This window comes from Alcanivorax sp. (assembly GCF_040119285.1).
Lineage (GTDB): Bacteria > Pseudomonadota > Gammaproteobacteria > Pseudomonadales > Alcanivoracaceae > Alcanivorax.
This window is the reverse complement of the sequence record NZ_JBEDTY010000039.1, coordinates 132251-148300: the sequence shown is the minus strand read 5'-3', so window position 1 is coordinate 148300 and position 16050 is coordinate 132251. Positions and strand designations below refer to the sequence as shown.

Sequence of the window (16050 nt, the reverse complement as noted above, 5' to 3'; positions counted from 1 at the left end):
TCGCAGAAAATTTCTGCTTTCGCCGTCAGCGCCGTAGCGACGTTTCGTAAAGGGGCGTTAGGAGCTCTGTTTTTGCTGAAGGTTTTGCCGGTAACTTAGCGCTTCGCGAAGGTGGTCCCGCTCCACGTTGTCGCTACCCTGCAGGTCGGCAATGGTTCGCGCCACCCGTGCACTGCGGTGCAGGGCACGAGCGGACAACCCCAGCCGCTGCATGACGCTGGCCAACCAATCACGGTGAGAGCGCAGCATAGGCTCCAGCTGGTCGTTTTTTAGTTCTCGGTTCAGTTGCTTTTGCCGCAACCATTGCAGGCGCCAAGCTTCCTTAACCCGTTCGCGGACCGTGTGGCTGGCCTCCCCCTGCTTATCTCCCAGTAGTTCGCTGGCATCCACGGCGGGCACGTCCAGATGCAGATCAATGCGATCCAGCAACGGGCCGGACAGTTTGCTCTGATAGCGTTTGGCTTTTTCACAGCGGTAGCCACAACTTTTTTCAGGATCACCCAAATAACCACAGGGGCATGGGTTCATCGCCGCAATCAGCTGGAAGCGAGCCGGGAAGGTGAGCTGCTGGGCGGCGCGGGCAATGCTGACTTCACCGGTTTCCAGCGGTTCGCGCAAGACCTCCAATACCCGTCGGTCGAATTCCGGTAATTCATCCAGAAACAGAATGCCGTGGTGGGCCAAGGAGATTTCCCCTGGTCGCGGGTAGCTGCCGCCGCCCACTAGTGCGGTTGCCGACGCGGTGTGGTGCGGGGCCCGGTAAGGCCGTTGATGAAACAGGCTGCTGTCGCGAGGCTGGCGTAGAGAGTAAATCGCGGCCACTTCCAGTGCCTGGTTCGGGTTCAGTGGCGGCACCAGCCCGGGTAAGCGGGATGCCAGCATGCTCTTGCCGGCACCAGGCGGTCCGCAGAGCAACATGGAATGTCCGCCAGCTGCGGCAATCTCCAGCACCCGTTTAGCGTGGGCTTGGCCGCGGATCTCCGAGAGGCAGCCACCTTGATAGACCCCAGCCAGTGGCGCGTCACAGTGGTGCAGCGGCAACGGCGTTTGCCCGGCCAGGTGAGCAGCAACGTGTGCGAGTTGGTCGGCGGCGATGGTGCCGGCCCCGGCGAGGGCCGCTTCGTCAGCGTTGTCACGGGGGACGATCAGAGTGCGGCCGGTGGATTGGCAAGCCAGGGCACAGGGAAGCATGGCCGGGACCGGGCTAAGGGAACCGTTCAGGGACAGCTCGCCAATAAATTCGAATGGGTCTGTGTCGATGCGACCCAATTGGCCGCTGGCCAGCAATATACCCAGTGCGATGGGCAGGTCGAAGCGACCGCCGTCCTTGGGTAAATCCGCCGGTGCCAAGCTTACGGTGATGCGCCGCTGGGGAAAATCGAAGCCGCTGTTAACCAGCGCAGAGCGCACCCGGTCGCGGCTCTCGCGTACTGCGGTATCGCCCAATCCGACAATAGTAAATGCCGGCAAACCCGGCGCCAGGTGGGTTTCCACCCGCACGGTGCGGGCCTCAATACCTACCGGTGCCCGGCTGTATAGCAGCGCATGCGTCACGATACCTCACAAATTCAATGGGTTGTGAAGCAGTGTACGGGGTGGGGGTCAGGGTGCCTGTAGGCTGGTGTAGATGCTGGCTGTAGGAAAAGGGCTGGACGCACCAAGCGATGGCTGCAGCCGGGGGGCGCTTGCAGGCACGCCTCCACACCGAAAGGGTGCCGCAGTTCAGGCGTCGGGTGCTTTTTCCAGTTCGGCTACCTGTTTCTCCAACGCTTCCAGTTTTTCGCGGGTGCGCAGCAATACTTGCTGCTGGATATCGAACTCTTCACGGGTAATCAGATCCAGCCGGCTGACGGTTTCTGCCAGCACGCTGCGTACGTTGCGTTCTACTTCGCTACGCAATCCGCCCAGGTCAGTAGGCAGGCGGCGGCTGATGTCGGCCATAAGGCGGTCGATGAAGGGCTGATCGGGCATAACAACGGCGTCCTTGTAATGATGCGCGGATGGTAGCACGGTGTGCGGGGGTGAGGCACCGGGTTGCTCAGGCAGATATTCTGCACCAACCTGGATCCTGCCCCATTGTGGTGCGCTATAATGGCGCGCTTGGGCTGGATGATGAATCCAGACCGCGATGTAAATCCCTGATAAAGCATGATTTTCTAAAACTGGCATGGGTCGTGCACTAATTGGGTCAGAGCGTTCGCGCAAGCTGTGGATCGGGAACCATAACGGGGCTCGAAGAGAAACGGACGTCACCGGACGCGGTGAAAGCTGAGGAGAAAAAAATGAAATTGGTTACTGCCGTAATTAAGCCGTTCAAATTGGATGACGTGCGTGAAGCACTCTCCGAGATTGGCGTGCAGGGCATCACTGTTACTGAAGTGAAAGGCTTTGGGCGTCAGAAAGGTCACACCGAGCTGTACCGGGGTGCCGAGTACGTGGTGGATTTCTTGCCCAAGGTAAAAATCGAAGTGGCCATTGCCGAGTCGAGTCTGGACCAAGTGATTGAAGCCATCGCGAAAGCCGCTAATACCGGCAAAATTGGTGACGGCAAAATCTTCGTTACCTCCCTTGAGCAAGCGATTCGCATCCGTACCGGTGAAACCGGCGAGGACGCGATTTAAGTTTTACCGTGTTTTGAATTGACCCATGCCAGGGCTTTAAGAGAACACGCTTCCATTTTCGGAGGGTTGCATTGTGGAAAACCAAATTTTTGAATTGAAATACGCGCTGGATACGTTTTATTTCCTTATCTGTGGCGCGCTAGTAATGTGGATGGCTGCGGGTTTTGCCATGCTTGAAGCGGGCCTGGTGCGCGCCAAGAACACCACGGAAATTCTCACCAAAAACGTGGCCTTGTTTGCCATCGCCAGCATCATGTACATGGTGTGCGGTTACGCCATCATGTATGACGGTGCTATTTTCCTTTCCGGAATTGTGGGCGACGGAGTTGCTGGCGCAGAAGAAGCGGCTACCTACGCGCCATCTGCTGATTTCTTCTTCCAGGTTGTGTTTGTCGCAACGGCCATGTCCATCGTATCCGGTGCGGTGGCAGAACGGATGAAGTTGTGGGCATTCCTGATCTTCGCGGTTGTTATGACCGGCATTATCTATCCGATGGAAGGCTCCTGGACGTGGGGTGGTGCGGATGTGTTCGGTTTGTATAACTTGGGCGACCTGGGCTTTTCTGACTTCGCCGGTTCCGGCATCGTCCACATGGCGGGTGCGGCTGCTGCCTTGGCGGGTGTGTTGCTGTTGGGCGCACGAAAAGGCAAATATGGCCCGAACGGTGAAGTATACGCCATCCCGGGTTCTAACCTGCCGTTGGCCGCACTGGGTACCTTCATCCTGTGGTTGGGCTGGTTCGGCTTCAATGGTGGCTCTGTGCTGGCAACGTCCAGTGTCGGTGACTCCAACGCGGTGGCGGTTGTGTTCATGAACACTAACGCGGCTGCTGCCGGGGGTGCCATTGCTGCGCTGATCGTTGGCCGCATCTTGTTCGGCAAAGCCGACCTGACCATGCTGCTTAACGGCGCCTTGGCAGGGCTGGTGGCGATCACTGCGGAGCCCTCTACCCCGACTGCTTTGCAGGCAACCCTGTTCGGTGCCTTGGGTGGCGTGCTGGTTGTATTCAGCATCCTGACTCTGGACAAGATGAAGATCGATGATCCGGTGGGCGCGATCTCCGTCCATGGTGTCGTTGGTTTCCTGGGTCTGATGCTGGTTCCGATCACCAACCCGCTGACCGACGATGGTGGCGCCAGCTTCACTGGCCAGCTGATCGGTGCAGTGACTATCTTTGCTTGGGTGTTCGTTGCAAGCCTGGTGGTGTGGGGCATCCTGAAAGTGGTAATGGGTATCCGCGTTAGCGAGGAAGAAGAGTACGAAGGCATGGATATCGCGGACTGCGGTATGGAAGCCTACCCTGAGTTTGTTAAGGGTTAATAAGAGGCGCAGCAAGCAACACGCGTCATGCAACAAAAAAGCCCCGGCCAGTTGGTCGGGGCTTTTTTGTGAGTGGCGGTTTTTTGCGTTTTCTACAAAGCGGCGATAGGCGTTCCTTGCCAGTGGCGCCTTGTATTCTTGTGCGCAGCCCCGCGCAGTGGTTGACCGTGCCATTCCTCCCCTATGTTATCATCGCTCCCTTTCCGGCCAGCAGTATGTGTGCACCATGACTGAACCAACCGTTATTCGCCTGCGTAAAAATGAAGAACGCCGCCTGAAGGCGGGCCACTTGTGGGTCTATGCCAACGAGATTGATACCCGCCATACCCCGCTCAAGGACTTGTCTGCCGGTACTTGCGTAGTGGAAGACAGCCGTGGCAAGCCGTTGGGGCGCGCCCTGCTTAGCCCGCATTCATTGATTGCGGCCCGTCTGTACAGCCGTGATGTCAAACAAGAGCTGTCGCGCAGCTTTTTCAAAAAGCGTATTGAGCAGGCGCTGACCTTGCGCGAACAATTGTTTGACGATGCCTGCTACCGGTTGGTTTATGGCGAAGCAGATGGGCTGCCCGGCCTGGTGGTGGATCGTTTCAACGATGTGCTGGTGGTGCAGACCGGTTCCGGTGCCATGGAAGCCCACCTTGACGTGATTGTTAGTGCCCTTGATGCGGTGCTGGCGCCAACCCATATTATCGCCAAGAACGAAGCAGCTGCCCGTGAAATTGAAGGCCTGGACCGTTATACCAAGGCGTTGAAAGGCGAGTTGTTGGATGAAATCAGCCTCACCGAAAATGGTGCGACTTTTGTGGCGCCGTTAGCGGAAGGGCAAAAGACCGGCTGGTTCTATGATCACCGAGCTGCTCGCCAGAAAATGCAGGCGCTGGCCAAAGGCGCTCGGGTGTTGGATGTGTTCAGTTATTGTGGCGGCTGGGGCGTGCAAGCGGCATTGGCCGGGGCGGAATCGGTGACGTGTGTGGATGGCTCCGAAATCGCCACGGATTATGTGCACCGTAATGCGCAGCTGAACGGTGTTGCCGATACCGTGGGGAGCATTCAGGGTGATGCTTTTGCGGCGATGAAGCAATTGATCGCGGACGGTGAAAAATACGATTTGGTCGTGCTGGATCCGCCAGCGTTCATCAAACGAAAGAAGGATTTCAAAAACGGCTTGGCCGGTTACCACGCCATTAACGAGCTGGCCATGCGATTAGTAAAGCCGGGCGGGTATCTGGTATCAGCCTCTTGTTCTATGCATATGCCTGCAGAGCGTTTGCTTGAGGTGGTGCACAGCAGCGCTCGGCATATTGATCGCAGTATTCAGGTGGTGGGTTATGAAGGGCAAGGGCCGGATCATCCTGTGCACCCGGCCATTGCCGAAACCGCCTACCTGAAAACCTGGTTCTGCCGCGTGCTGTTCAGCCTTTAACGACACTTCACTATTCAATCCAATCCTTGAAAGTTTGAACGGTGCGGGCAGGGTTGTTGGCATGCCCGCGCGGTCTTTCATGTGGCCAGCGCGAAGCAATAACCGTTCAGGCCCGGGTTGCACCGATCACCGGGTTTCCACGTTTAACGGTGAACTTTCAACTCCTCTGGATGCTACAATGTTCGCCTTATTCATGGAGTTAGCCTGTTATGTCTTCGTTTGCCGACCTGAACCTGCATGAGCGCTTGATCAAAGCGCTTGGCGAGCTGGAAATTACCACCCCGACCCCTGTTCAGACGGCAGCGATTCCTGCGGCGCTTGAAGGCCGCGATTTACGCGTAGTGGCCCGCACCGGTAGCGGTAAAACCGCGGCATTTTTGCTGCCCATGCTGCATCAGCTGCTCCAATATTCCCGCCCGCGTACCGACACCCGCGCCTTGATTCTGTTGCCTACTCGCGAGTTGGCCCAGCAGACCCTCAAGCAAGTAGAAGCGCTAGGCCGTTATACCTTCATTAAAGCCGAGCTGCTCACCGGCGGTGAAGATTTCAAAGTGCAGGCGGCCAAAATGCGCAAGAACCCGGAAATCCTTATTGGCACCCCGGGGCGCCTCATCGAGCATCTAGATGCCGGCAACCTGCTTTTGCAGGATCTGGAAATGCTGGTGCTGGATGAATCCGATCGCATGCTCGACATGGGCTTCAACGACGATGTGCTGCGCCTGGCCGCGGAATGCCGGCCTGAGCGACAGACCCTGCTGTTCTCCGCTACCACCGGTGGTAACGCCATGGAGAACATGATCGGCAGTGTGCTTCGCGATCCCCGCTCGCTGGTGCTCGATTCCGTGCGTGACCTGAATGAATCTGTGAGCCAGCAGGTCATCACTGCCGATGATGTGAAGCACAAAGAGCGGCTGGTGCAATGGCTGCTGGCCAATGAAACCTATGATAAAGCGGTGGTCTTCACCAATACCCGTGAGCAAGCCGATCGGCTTTGCGGTGTGCTGGTGGCCTCCAACCTGAAAGTGTTTGTATTGCACGGCGAGAAAGATCAGAAAGATCGCAAGCTGGCCATGGATCGTCTTAAAGCCGGCGCCGTGAAAGTGCTGGTCGCCACAGACGTGGCTGCCCGAGGTATCCACGTGGATAACCTGGACCTGGTGATCAACTTCGACATGCCCCGCAGTGGCGACGAGTACGTGCATCGTATTGGTCGCACCGGGCGGGTCGGGGGTGAAGGCACCGCGATTTCCCTGATTGCCGCCCACGAATGGAATTTGATGGCGAGTATTCAGCGTTACCTGCGTCAAAATTTTGAATACCGCCTGGTGGAAGCCCTGCGGGGCAACTTCCTGGGGCCGAAAAACTTGAAGTCCAATGGCAAGGCCGCCGGTAATAAAAAGAAAAAAATGAAGAAGAAAGAAGATGCTAAAAAAGGCATCAAGAAATCCGGTGCCAAGAAGAACGCCGCTAAACCCAGGCGCAACGCCAAGCCGCCGAGCCAAGACACCAAAGGAGGTTTTGCCACAGTGAAGCGCAAGAAGACCCCCGGGCCCCTAGATTGAGAACCTTAAAAGGCGCTACGCCCAGCATTGTTTTATAAATCCAAGAGGCCGCGCCCAGGGCATTGAGCGCGGCCTCTTTTGTTTGAAATCACTAGAACTCTGAGCGTGTTCCAACCTTAAACGGGGTTTATAAAACCCCGTAAAATGCCTGCTCTCGTTCACGTTCTTACCGCACGAAGGTGGGCATTCTGGTACGGTTACTCGTTGGAGGTGTCTGTGTCCGAACTTAGGGGAGGGGGAGTTAATGTCTACTGACGCGTTGCAGTGCCCGGATTGCGGTACTCAGCTTGCTGTGCCTTCCCAGCGCGCCCGTGGCACATGGCGCTGCCCTCGCTGCGAGTGCCAGTTAAGTGGCGCCTGGGCCTTGCGCCCGGATTCTTTGCTTGCGCTAACGGTGACCTCCTCTGTGTTGTGGTTGCCCGCCCTGATTCTGCCGTTAATGCGGTTGGAAAACCTTGGCTTGGACCGTGAAGCCAGCCTGCTGGATTGTGTACTGCGCCTCATGGAAGGCGTCTACTTTCCGGTGGGCCTATTGCTGCTGTTTACCCTGGTGCTTATGCCGCTGTTAAATTTATTGTCAGTGGGGCGTCTGTTATGGGCGGCGCGTACCGATACGCCTGCGGCGACATCGCCAGCTCCATTTTGGATGAAGGTGTATCGGCACAGCCGGGAATGGGCGATGACGGATATTTTTCTGCTCGGCATTCTTATCGCCATGACCAAGCTGGGCGATATGGCCGCAGTAACTCCCGGTGCGGGCTTGTTCTGCCTGGTGGTGGCGGTGTTGTTGCGTCTCATCGTGGAAACCTTGGCACAACCGGATCAGCTGCAACGGCTGCTGGAGGCACGGCATGGCCACTAAGGCGACCCCGGGCCATCGGCCATTGGCTTGGGCATTATTGATTGCGGCTGTGGTGTGGCTGGTGCCCGCAAATTTGCTGCCCATCATGACCGTTATCGAAACCGGCAAGGGAACAGCCAGCACTATTGCCGATGGTATTTGGCAATTGTTTGAAGCCGGCATGCCCGCCATTGCCATTATTGTATTCATTGCCAGCTTACTGGTGCCGTTCTTTAAAGTGCTGGTGTTGGCCGTAATCTACTGGCGTGTTCCCCACGAAACGAATCCACGCACCAGTACCCGCGCCTATCGTTTGGTGTATTGGATTGGCCGCTGGTCCATGCTCGATGTGTTCGTGGTGGCATTACTGGCAGCGGTAGTGGAATTCGGCAATTTGGCCCGAGTGGAACCGGGGCCGGGGATTCTCGCCTTTGCATTGGCCGTGGTGCTGACCATGTTGTCTGCCCATGCCTTTTCGCCCCAACAATTATGGATCCAAAACCCTGACGGAGCAGACCATGGATAGCCCCGAAGTGAAACACTCCCGCTGGCCTTCCCCCATTTGGCTGGTGCCCTTGGTGAGCCTGCTGGTGGCCGGCTGGTTGCTGTACGACCAGTTGCTACAGCGTGACGTGCAAATTGAAATCACCTTTGATAACGGAGCAGGCATCAAGCCAGGGGTTGATCTACGCTACCGGGGCGTGCCCGTGGGTAGCGTGGATAAAATCGTACTCAGCGACGATCTGAATCATGTCACGGTCCATGCTAGCTTGAATCGTGATGCGGAAAAGCTGGCCCGGGAGAAAAGCCGTTTCTGGATTGTAGAGCCGGAACTGGGCATCGCGGGTGCGCGTAATCTCGACACTCTGGTATCAGGAAAATACATCGCAGTGTCGCCGGGTGAGGGGGAGCCGGTAAAGGAATTTGACGGGCTGGAAACACCCCCTGAGCAGCAGCCCAACTTGGGCCTCAGAGTCACCCTGGTGGCGAAGCAGCTGGGCTCCTTGAAAAAAGGCCGGCATATTTACTATCGCGATGTACAAGTGGGCACCATTGGTGAAAGTGAGTTAAGTCAGGGCGGCCGTTTTGTGGAAGTTCAGGCCATTATTGAGCCGAAATACACCCGATTAGTGCGTAGTAATACCCGCTTCTGGAATAGCTCCGGGCTGAGCGTCGATGTGGGATTATTCAAGGGTGCGCAAATCCAAGCCAGCTCTCTGGAGAACCTGTTACGCGGTGGCATCAGCTTTGCCACGCCAACAGAGGCCGGGCCCTTAGCCAAAGAGGGCGAGCGATTTGACCTTTACAGCCAGCCAGAAGATGACTGGCACGAATGGGCACCGATCATGAAGTGGAAATAGCTGTAGAAAAGATAAGCCGCAACAGGGCATCGTGTTGCCGGTTTGATACGCAAGAGGCCGCGCCTAATGTTTGGGCGCGGCCTCTTGCGTTGGTAAAGCGAAAAGCCTGCAGCGTGGTGCGCCGCTTACTACATAATCTTGCCGACCATTTTTAGCGGCAGGGTGCGCATGGCGAAACCGAGTGGCCCCCAGGGCCAGCTAGGTACGGAGGCATTTTTGCCTTCTTTCTCTATGGCCTTAACCAGCGCTTTGCAGCCGGTTTCGGTGTCCACCAGAAATGGCGTGTTCTTCAGTTTTTCGTTGATCTCGGTGCGAATGAAGCCCGGAAAAATAGTGGTTACATTGATAGGCGAATCTTGTAATTCCATTTGCAGGCCTTCCGCTAGCATGGCCACGCCGGCCTTGGTGGCCGCATAGGTGGTCAAATTTTTCTTCATGCCGCGCATGGCGCTAATGGAAGAAATCATTACCAGGTGGCCACTGTCCTGGGCGCGGAAAATTTCCATGGCCGCTTCGGCCTGGGCCAGGGCAGCAACAAAGTTGGTTTCAGCGGTTTGCCGGTTGGCATAGAAATAACCGGTGCCCAAGGGTTGGCCCTTGCCCATGCCCGCGTTGACGATGATGCGATCGATGCCGGCCATTTCCGTACGGAAAGCATCGAACACCGCAAACACCTGGTCGTAGTCGTTCACGTCCAGCGGCTTAATCAGCACCTTGATGCCGGGATGTTTTTCTTCCAGCTCGGCCTTCAACGTTTCCAGCCGATCCATGCGCCGAGCGCACAACGCCAAGTTGCGGCCCATGGCGGCAAACAGGCGTGCCATGCCTTCGCCAAGCCCTGAGCTGGCGCCGGTGATAAGAATGTTTTGACGTGTCGGCATTGTTTTCTCCGCTCGGTGTCGTGTTGCTCGAATGAAAGTAAGCTCAACAGTTAAAATTGAAACGCGGTTTCACGGTGTAGCCATCGGCTATGCTTGTGCCGCGTGTTTCACACGTTGAACTTTCCGCTTGTTCTTTATCGATAAGTTACTTGATCGCTCGGCAGGTGCAGGTGCTCATTTACCGACACTAGCCGCAACGTGCCCGCATTCACAAGTATCCGAGTCACACTGGTATTAATCAGGTTGCGGTTATAAGTAATTAGCGCTTCGTTATCCAGGGCCATTAGCTGTTGAATAATCACGCTGATGGCGCCGCCGGAAGTGAATACCAAGGCGCTGTCGCCGCTGCTTAAGCTGTTGCCCAAGCTGTAGGTGCTGGCCAGCACACGCTCACGAAAGGCGGGCCAGGTTTCGCTGTAGTCACCTTCATCTCGCTGCCAGCGGCGCAGGGCCTGCTCAAAGCGGGCCTGGAAAACCTTGCGCGGCTGTTGCTGCTCCGCCAGCCAAGCGGTGAGCGCAGGGCGGTCGGTGGCCAGGGGCCAGTCGACGGCCAGCAGCTCTTCGTGGTTGTACTCATTAAAGCCGGTGTCGGGGTGCCATTCTTTGGGTAGGCCCAGCTCGCCCAGGGTGGCCTCTGCGGTTTCCCGGTGGCGGCGCATGGTGCCACAGAGGGCACGGGGGAGGCCCAGCATCTGGTTTTGTAGGGCGCGCCCAAGAAGCCGGCTTTGTTCCCAGCCCGGCTCAGAAAGTTGGTCGTAATCTTCTTTACCAAAGCTGGCTTGGCCGTGGCGTATAAGGTAAATCACCGGCATACATCAGTGCTCTTTTTTCTGTTCAGGTTGTTTCCATTAACGTTGCAGGCGCCCGGCGCTTTTTCGCATCATCCGGATGAACACAAACGGCATGAGCCGCTTTATCCAAGGGGGGCGGCCGCTTTCGTGGGGCGGCAGGGAAAATAGATGTTTAGCCGCTTCGTGCTGCATCATTTGGCAATCAGTACTCGTGGGCCATTGCGCTGCCAGCACTTATCCATTGACCGATGCTAGAGAGCGCGCTTCAATAAATCCAATGAATAATGGAAATTAGTTTGGATAAGTTTCATGCATGTTTCGCGATTCGACTTGAACCTCTTCGTGGTCTTCGACGCCATCTATACCGAAGGGTCGCTGACCCGCGCCGCCAAGGTACTCAACCTCACCCAGCCTGCGGTTAGTCATGCCTTGGGGCGCTTGCGCGCCCGCCTAAACGACCCGCTATTTGTTCGCCAGGGCAGCCGCATGGTGCCCACCGCTCGGGCTCGGGCCATGGTGAGCCCGGTGCGCCACGCGCTGGGCGGTTTTCAGCGTTGCCTGAGTGAAGAGGGCGGCTTCGATGCAAGTGAAGCGGAGCGTACGTTTGTATTGGGCCTACGCGATGGGCTGGAAGCGCGGTTGCTGCCCGCCTTGATGAACCAGTTTATGGATGAAGCGCCGGGCATCAAGCTGCAATCGTTAACCGTGAGCCGCCGGCAAATGGCCACGGAACTGGCCAGTGGTCGGCTGGATTTAGCCTGCGATGTGATGCTGGCGCTGCCCGAAGCCATTGGGCATCAGGTGGTATTGGAAGGGCCGCTGGTGGTGCTGATGCGCGAATCGCATCCGTTGGCCCAGGGCATGGACCTGCCCGATTATCTGGCCGCTCAGCATGTGCTGGTGTCATCACGCCGCGAAGGGCCGGGGTTGGAAGATTTCGGCCTGGCACGGCAAGGCTATCGCCGGCACATTCGTTTGCGCTGCCAGCATTACCAGGCCGCGTTGAGCACCGTGCAACAAACCGACTTGCTGCTCACCATGCCCGCCAGCCTGGCCGGGCAGCTGAGCGATCAGGGGCTGGTATGGAAGCCGTTCCCTGGGGAATTGCCGGGGCTGGAAATGCACCTGTACTGGCACCGCGACCAGAGTGCCGACCCGGCTCACAGTTGGCTGCGCCAACGGGTGCTGGCGCAACTGGAAGTCATGCAAAACGACATTCAGCTCAGCGCCCCCGCTTTGTAGAGGCCCTGGCTCGCCGATACCTTCATCGCCGCCAACAACGCGGAGTGTAAGTCGTAAACAGACTTTTCCTCATGTGCATTTATTTGTGGGGATGGATTGTGTAGATTCAAAACAGGATCACAAATGAAAATCGGCCAGCCAGGGTGGCACGGCCTGCGAAAGCGAATCGGGGGAAGGGATGCCTGTCTGTTTATCTTTATGCTGGCCTAGGGCTGGTGTCTGTAAGTACTTCCCTTCGTTGACTTGGCGCACGGCATAGGCACTGGTTATGCGCATGACCGCAGAGCTATACGAAATAAAAAATTTTTAGGAGGAATCGTGGCGGGAAAGTCTAACTTAGTGAATCTAGACGCAATGATAAAGCGTGCTGATTTCGCATTAAATGATTCGGACGATCAGCTGGCTTTTGAGCAATTTAATACTATACCGGCTAGAGAGCTGATGTCAGGAGGGTTGACCGGCTCTATTCTACGCAAGCCGGACTTTCAGAGGGAAACTAATCATTGGACTCCTGATCAAGTCGTTTCTCTTCTGGAGTGCTATATAAATGGTGACTTAATACCTTCAGTGATTCTTTGGCGATCCCCGACATACTTATTTGTAATTGACGGAGGGCATCGTCTTAGCGTTCTGAAAGCATGGATGGAAGATGATTATGGTGATGGACAAATATCACACAAAATGTTCGGGCATGACATCCCTGCTGAGCAGAGGCGGGCAGCTGAAAGAACTAGGAGGTTAGTTAAAGAGCGAGTTAATACGTGGTCATATTATAAAAGCTTACAAGATGACGATGAGGGTATCACTAAGGAGCAAAGGACTAAACTCTTGACATTGACTAGCCGAGGCCTTCAGGTTCAATGGGTGCAGGGTAACGCTGATAAGGCGGAAGCTTCATTTTTTAACATTAATATGAAGGGGACGCCTTTGGATGATCTTGAAGAGCTTTTGTTGAGGAACAGGAAAAAGCCAGTTCCAATTGCATCAAGGGCAATTATTAGGGCTGGCAGAGGCCATAAATATTGGTCGCAATTTAGCGAATCAGTATCTTCTGATATTGAAAAAGAGTCGAAGAAGTTAAGTAAGCTATTGTTTAGTCCTGAGATAAGTCGGCCAGTAAAAACATTGGATTTGCCTTTAGGTGGATCAAAAGGGGTGCGCACTGCAATACGTGTGCTAATTGATTTTATTTTATTTGCAAATAGAAAGCAGCAGAGTGATGTCCCTTCTGTAGAATCGTTTCAAGATGATTATGATGGAGAATTAACGCTTTCTGTTATGAAAAAAATTACGGTGCTGGCATCTAGAATAACGGGGAATGATAAAGGTAGTCTTGGCCTGCATCCCGCTATCTATTATTACGGGCCTTCTGGGCGACATTCTACGGCTATGTTCTTGGGGACTTCATCGCTAATAGCCGAGAAGATAATTAATAACGATAAAGGTTTTTTTAAGAAATTCACTGTTGTTAGAGGAAAGCTGGAATCGCTACTGATAGAGAATAAGGATTTAATTGCTACTATCTTGCAGAAAAATATAAGCAAGTATCGAGTTTCAACATATCATGTATTTTTAAATAATATTATTTCTGCTTTGGATTCTGGAGGTGCGATCGGGGAAAAAGAGCTTATTCGTTTTTCTGGTCTAGAGGGAAAGATTATTGCTGGCGATTTCAAAAAGACTTCAGTAAAAATAGGTGACGATACTAAAAGTAAAGTGTTTATTGATGTGGCACTTAGGAATGGCATTAAATGCTCTATATGTGGAGGGTATATAGATGTCGAGAAGTCCGTATCCTACGACCATATAGAGCCAATAAGAGATGGAGGGAGGGGGTCTCCAGACAATACGCAGCTTACACACCCTTATTGTAACCAATCAGTAAAGCAATAAGTATGTAACGTCGCTCAAACAGTGAGGGTCAGGCTCCCATTTCCCAAGGATTTTTCTTCATAAATAATGCCCCTGCTTCCAACGAAGGCAAGAGCCTTTTTTTAACTTTCAACTCAGCGCTTAATCGCCGCTTCCATAAACGGCGGCATCACCAGCGCCCTTATGAATCGCCGCTGAATAATACCGCGCATCAAACCCTTTCCTGTGGTGTTCGTTTCCCGGAATTCGCTCACCTCGGTGTTCTTGCCTGCCAGGGCACGGTTCCACCAGCAGCGCCGGATCGAGGCGTATCGATACGCCCAGTCGCGGCGACTCGGGCGATGCATGGGGCTCGCACTCGAAAGGTGGCGGCAACCTGTACCCGATATTGCCCTGGACCGTAGTGAATCTCGCGGTCACCCAGATAATCGGTCTTGTCGCCCTGGGCGATGATATTCAGGCTCGGCTCGCATATCCGTGGTGTTCGGGGAATAGGTCGATGTATCGCCATCCACGTTACCGATGGCAGTGACGTGGTGGTGCAGCTATCACGCTCAATATTGAACTGTAAGCAGTCTAAGAAGACTAAGCAGACAAGGAGGCGCACCAATACCCGCTAGAGAAAGCATGGCTTGCGCCTGACGCCCGTTCCAGACGGCCCTATGAACGAATGCAATAAGGCTAAATGACATGGCGAATACACATCAGACCATCAACCCGGCCACCGGCGAGACCATCGCCACCTATGAAATGCTCAGTGACGAGCAGGCACTACAAGCGCTCAAGGAATCCCACAATGCTTTCCTTGAATGGCGCAAGACCAGCTTAGAAGAGCGCGGCACCATCCTGCGTGAAATTGCCAAGCGCCTGCGGGCCAACAAGGATGAGTACGCCGCGTTGATGACCCGGGAAATGGGCAAGCCGATTTCCCAAGGCGACGATGAGATTGAGCTGTGCGCCGCCATCTGCGAATACAGCGCCGACACCGGGCCCAAAGAGCTGGCCGACGAGGAGTGCCAACTTGAAGGCGGCCGCGCGTTGGTCACCTATCAGCCCACCGGTGTGATTCTGGGTATCCAGCCCTGGAACTTCCCATTCTATCAGGTGATACGTTACAGCATCGCCAACATCATGGCGGGTAACACTGTGCTGCTCAAGCACGCCCGTAATGTCTGGGGGTCGGCGGTGGAGATCGAGAAGGTCTTTCGCGAAGCTGGTTTGCCGGAGAATGTGTTTCGCAATCTCCTCATCGACTCAGATCAGGTCGGGCAGCTCATTGAGCATGAATACGTGCGCGGTGTCACCCTCACCGGCAGCCCGGCTGCTGGCAGCGCCGTGGCAGCCAAGGCCGGTGAGTGCCTGAAGAAGACCGTGCTGGAGTTGGGCAGTAACGATGCCTTTATGGTGCTGGACGATGCGGACATCGATCTCGCGGTCGAGACCTGCCTCCAGGGTCGTATCTACAATAACGGCGAAACCTGTGTGGCGGCTAAACGCTTCATCGTGGTGGATGCGGTCTATCAGGAATTCCGCGACAAGTTCGTCGAGAAGATGAGCCAGATCGAGTACGGCGACCCGACCAAGGAGAGCACCACACTCGGCCCGATCGCCCGTGACGATTTGCGCGACACCTTGCACGATTTGGTCAAGCGCTCCATCGACGCCGGTGCGACGTGCACATTTGGCGGTGAAATCCCCGACGGCCCAGGCTACTTCTACCCCAGCACCGTGCTTGAAGACGTGAAGCCGGGTATGCCCGCCTATGACGAAGAGCTGTTCGGCCCGGTGGCGTCCTTGATTCGCGTGAAGGACGAGGACGAAGCCATTCGCGTTGCCAACGATTCCCGCTATGGCCTGGGTGGCGGCATCTTCTCCAGGGACGAAAAGCGTGCCACCGAGATCGCTCGCAACCTGTTCGATACCGGCATGGTGAATATCAACGGCTACAACCTCGCCCAACCGCACTTGCCCTTCGGCGGCGTCAAGGACAGCGGCTATGGCCGTGAGCATGGCGGTTTCGGCATGAAGGAGTTCGTTAACGTAAAGTCGGTGATGATTGCCGAGTGATGCCGCTAACCCTTGTGCCTGAATGTTAGTGCTCTGAAGGTCAGGGCTCACTTTTCTCACAAGCTTGC

16 protein-coding genes are annotated in these 16050 nt (G+C 55.4%); 10 read left to right on the top strand and 6 right to left on the bottom strand.

The features are described from left to right. Window positions 1-57: 57 nt before the first annotated feature. Both ABNH10_RS15975 and ABNH10_RS16310 read right to left on the bottom strand, forming a co-directional pair. The gene (locus tag ABNH10_RS15975) at window positions 58-1554 is read right to left on the bottom strand and encodes a YifB family Mg chelatase-like AAA ATPase (protein ID WP_349386846.1); all 1497 of its coding nucleotides are present in this window, start codon (window positions 1552-1554) and stop codon (window positions 58-60) included. Between the two features lie 168 nt (window positions 1555-1722). Then, the gene (locus ABNH10_RS16310) at window positions 1723-2169 is read right to left on the bottom strand and encodes an accessory factor UbiK family protein (RefSeq protein WP_502877144.1); all 447 of its coding nucleotides are present in this window, start codon (window positions 2167-2169) and stop codon (window positions 1723-1725) included. A 113-nt stretch (window positions 2170-2282) separates the two neighbouring features. Here ABNH10_RS16310 and glnK point away from each other — a divergent pair, with 113 nt between their 5' ends. The 7 genes from glnK (at window position 2283) to ABNH10_RS15935 (ending at window position 9129) form a co-directional block, all read left to right on the top strand. Next, on the top strand, window positions 2283-2621 hold the full coding sequence (gene glnK, locus ABNH10_RS15965; RefSeq protein WP_008930504.1) for a P-II family nitrogen regulator: 339 nt from the start codon (window positions 2283-2285) through the stop codon (window positions 2619-2621). Between the two features lie 73 nt (window positions 2622-2694). Beyond that, a complete protein-coding gene (locus ABNH10_RS15960; protein ID WP_349386845.1) occupies window positions 2695-3942 on the top strand; it encodes an ammonium transporter AmtB in 1248 nt (415 codons plus the stop codon). Window positions 3943-4168: 226 nt separating this feature from the next. After that, a complete protein-coding gene (locus tag ABNH10_RS15955) occupies window positions 4169-5365 on the top strand; it encodes a class I SAM-dependent rRNA methyltransferase (protein ID WP_349386844.1) in 1197 nt (398 codons plus the stop codon). A 209-nt stretch (window positions 5366-5574) separates the two neighbouring features. Further along, window positions 5575-6927, top strand: a complete 1353-nt coding sequence (locus ABNH10_RS15950) for a DEAD/DEAH box helicase (protein WP_349386843.1) — start codon at window positions 5575-5577, stop codon at window positions 6925-6927. A 244-nt stretch (window positions 6928-7171) separates the two neighbouring features. Next, a complete protein-coding gene (locus ABNH10_RS15945) occupies window positions 7172-7789 on the top strand; it encodes a paraquat-inducible protein A (RefSeq protein ID WP_349386842.1) in 618 nt (205 codons plus the stop codon). Next, entirely contained in the window at window positions 7779-8294 is a 516-nt protein-coding gene (locus ABNH10_RS15940; RefSeq protein WP_349386841.1) for a paraquat-inducible protein A, read from the top strand. Before ABNH10_RS15945 ends, ABNH10_RS15940 begins: the two co-directional genes overlap by 11 nt. Then, window positions 8287-9129, top strand: a complete 843-nt coding sequence (locus tag ABNH10_RS15935; protein WP_035461655.1) for a PqiB family protein — start codon at window positions 8287-8289, stop codon at window positions 9127-9129. Before ABNH10_RS15940 ends, ABNH10_RS15935 begins: the two co-directional genes overlap by 8 nt. Before the next feature lie 128 nt (window positions 9130-9257). Here ABNH10_RS15935 and ABNH10_RS15930 read toward each other — a convergent pair whose 3' ends face one another. Both ABNH10_RS15930 and ABNH10_RS15925 read right to left on the bottom strand, forming a co-directional pair. After that, window positions 9258-10010, bottom strand: coding sequence for an SDR family oxidoreductase (locus ABNH10_RS15930; protein ID WP_349386840.1), 753 nt, complete (start codon window positions 10008-10010; stop codon window positions 9258-9260). Window positions 10011-10144: 134 nt separating this feature from the next. Continuing rightward, window positions 10145-10822 carry a histidine phosphatase family protein gene (locus ABNH10_RS15925; protein WP_349386839.1) on the bottom strand — a complete coding sequence of 226 codons (678 nt, stop codon included), beginning with the start codon at window positions 10820-10822 and terminating at the stop codon, window positions 10145-10147. A 288-nt stretch (window positions 10823-11110) separates the two neighbouring features. Here ABNH10_RS15925 and ABNH10_RS15920 point away from each other — a divergent pair, with 288 nt between their 5' ends. Further along, complete coding sequence (locus tag ABNH10_RS15920) at window positions 11111-12043, top strand: LysR family transcriptional regulator (RefSeq protein ID WP_349386838.1); 933 nt, start codon at window positions 11111-11113, stop codon at window positions 12041-12043. Window positions 12044-12361: 318 nt separating this feature from the next. Further along, window positions 12362-13936 (top strand): HNH endonuclease family protein, encoded by a 1575-nt coding sequence (locus ABNH10_RS15915; RefSeq protein WP_349386837.1) that lies wholly within the window; start codon window positions 12362-12364, stop codon window positions 13934-13936. 113 nt (window positions 13937-14049) lie between these two features. Here ABNH10_RS15915 and ABNH10_RS15910 read toward each other — a convergent pair whose 3' ends face one another. Next, window positions 14050-14262, bottom strand: coding sequence for a hypothetical protein (locus tag ABNH10_RS15910; protein ID WP_349386861.1), 213 nt, complete (start codon window positions 14260-14262; stop codon window positions 14050-14052). Beyond that, window positions 14166-14426 carry an AraC family transcriptional regulator N-terminal domain-containing protein gene (locus ABNH10_RS15905; RefSeq protein ID WP_349386836.1) on the bottom strand — a complete coding sequence of 87 codons (261 nt, stop codon included), beginning with the start codon at window positions 14424-14426 and terminating at the stop codon, window positions 14166-14168. The genes ABNH10_RS15910 and ABNH10_RS15905 overlap by 97 nt, the downstream gene beginning before the upstream one ends. 179 nt (window positions 14427-14605) lie before the next feature. Here ABNH10_RS15905 and ABNH10_RS15900 point away from each other — a divergent pair, with 179 nt between their 5' ends. Further along, the gene (locus tag ABNH10_RS15900; protein WP_349386835.1) at window positions 14606-15982 is read left to right on the top strand and encodes an NAD-dependent succinate-semialdehyde dehydrogenase; all 1377 of its coding nucleotides are present in this window, start codon (window positions 14606-14608) and stop codon (window positions 15980-15982) included. The last annotated feature ends 68 nt before the right edge of the window (window positions 15983-16050 follow it).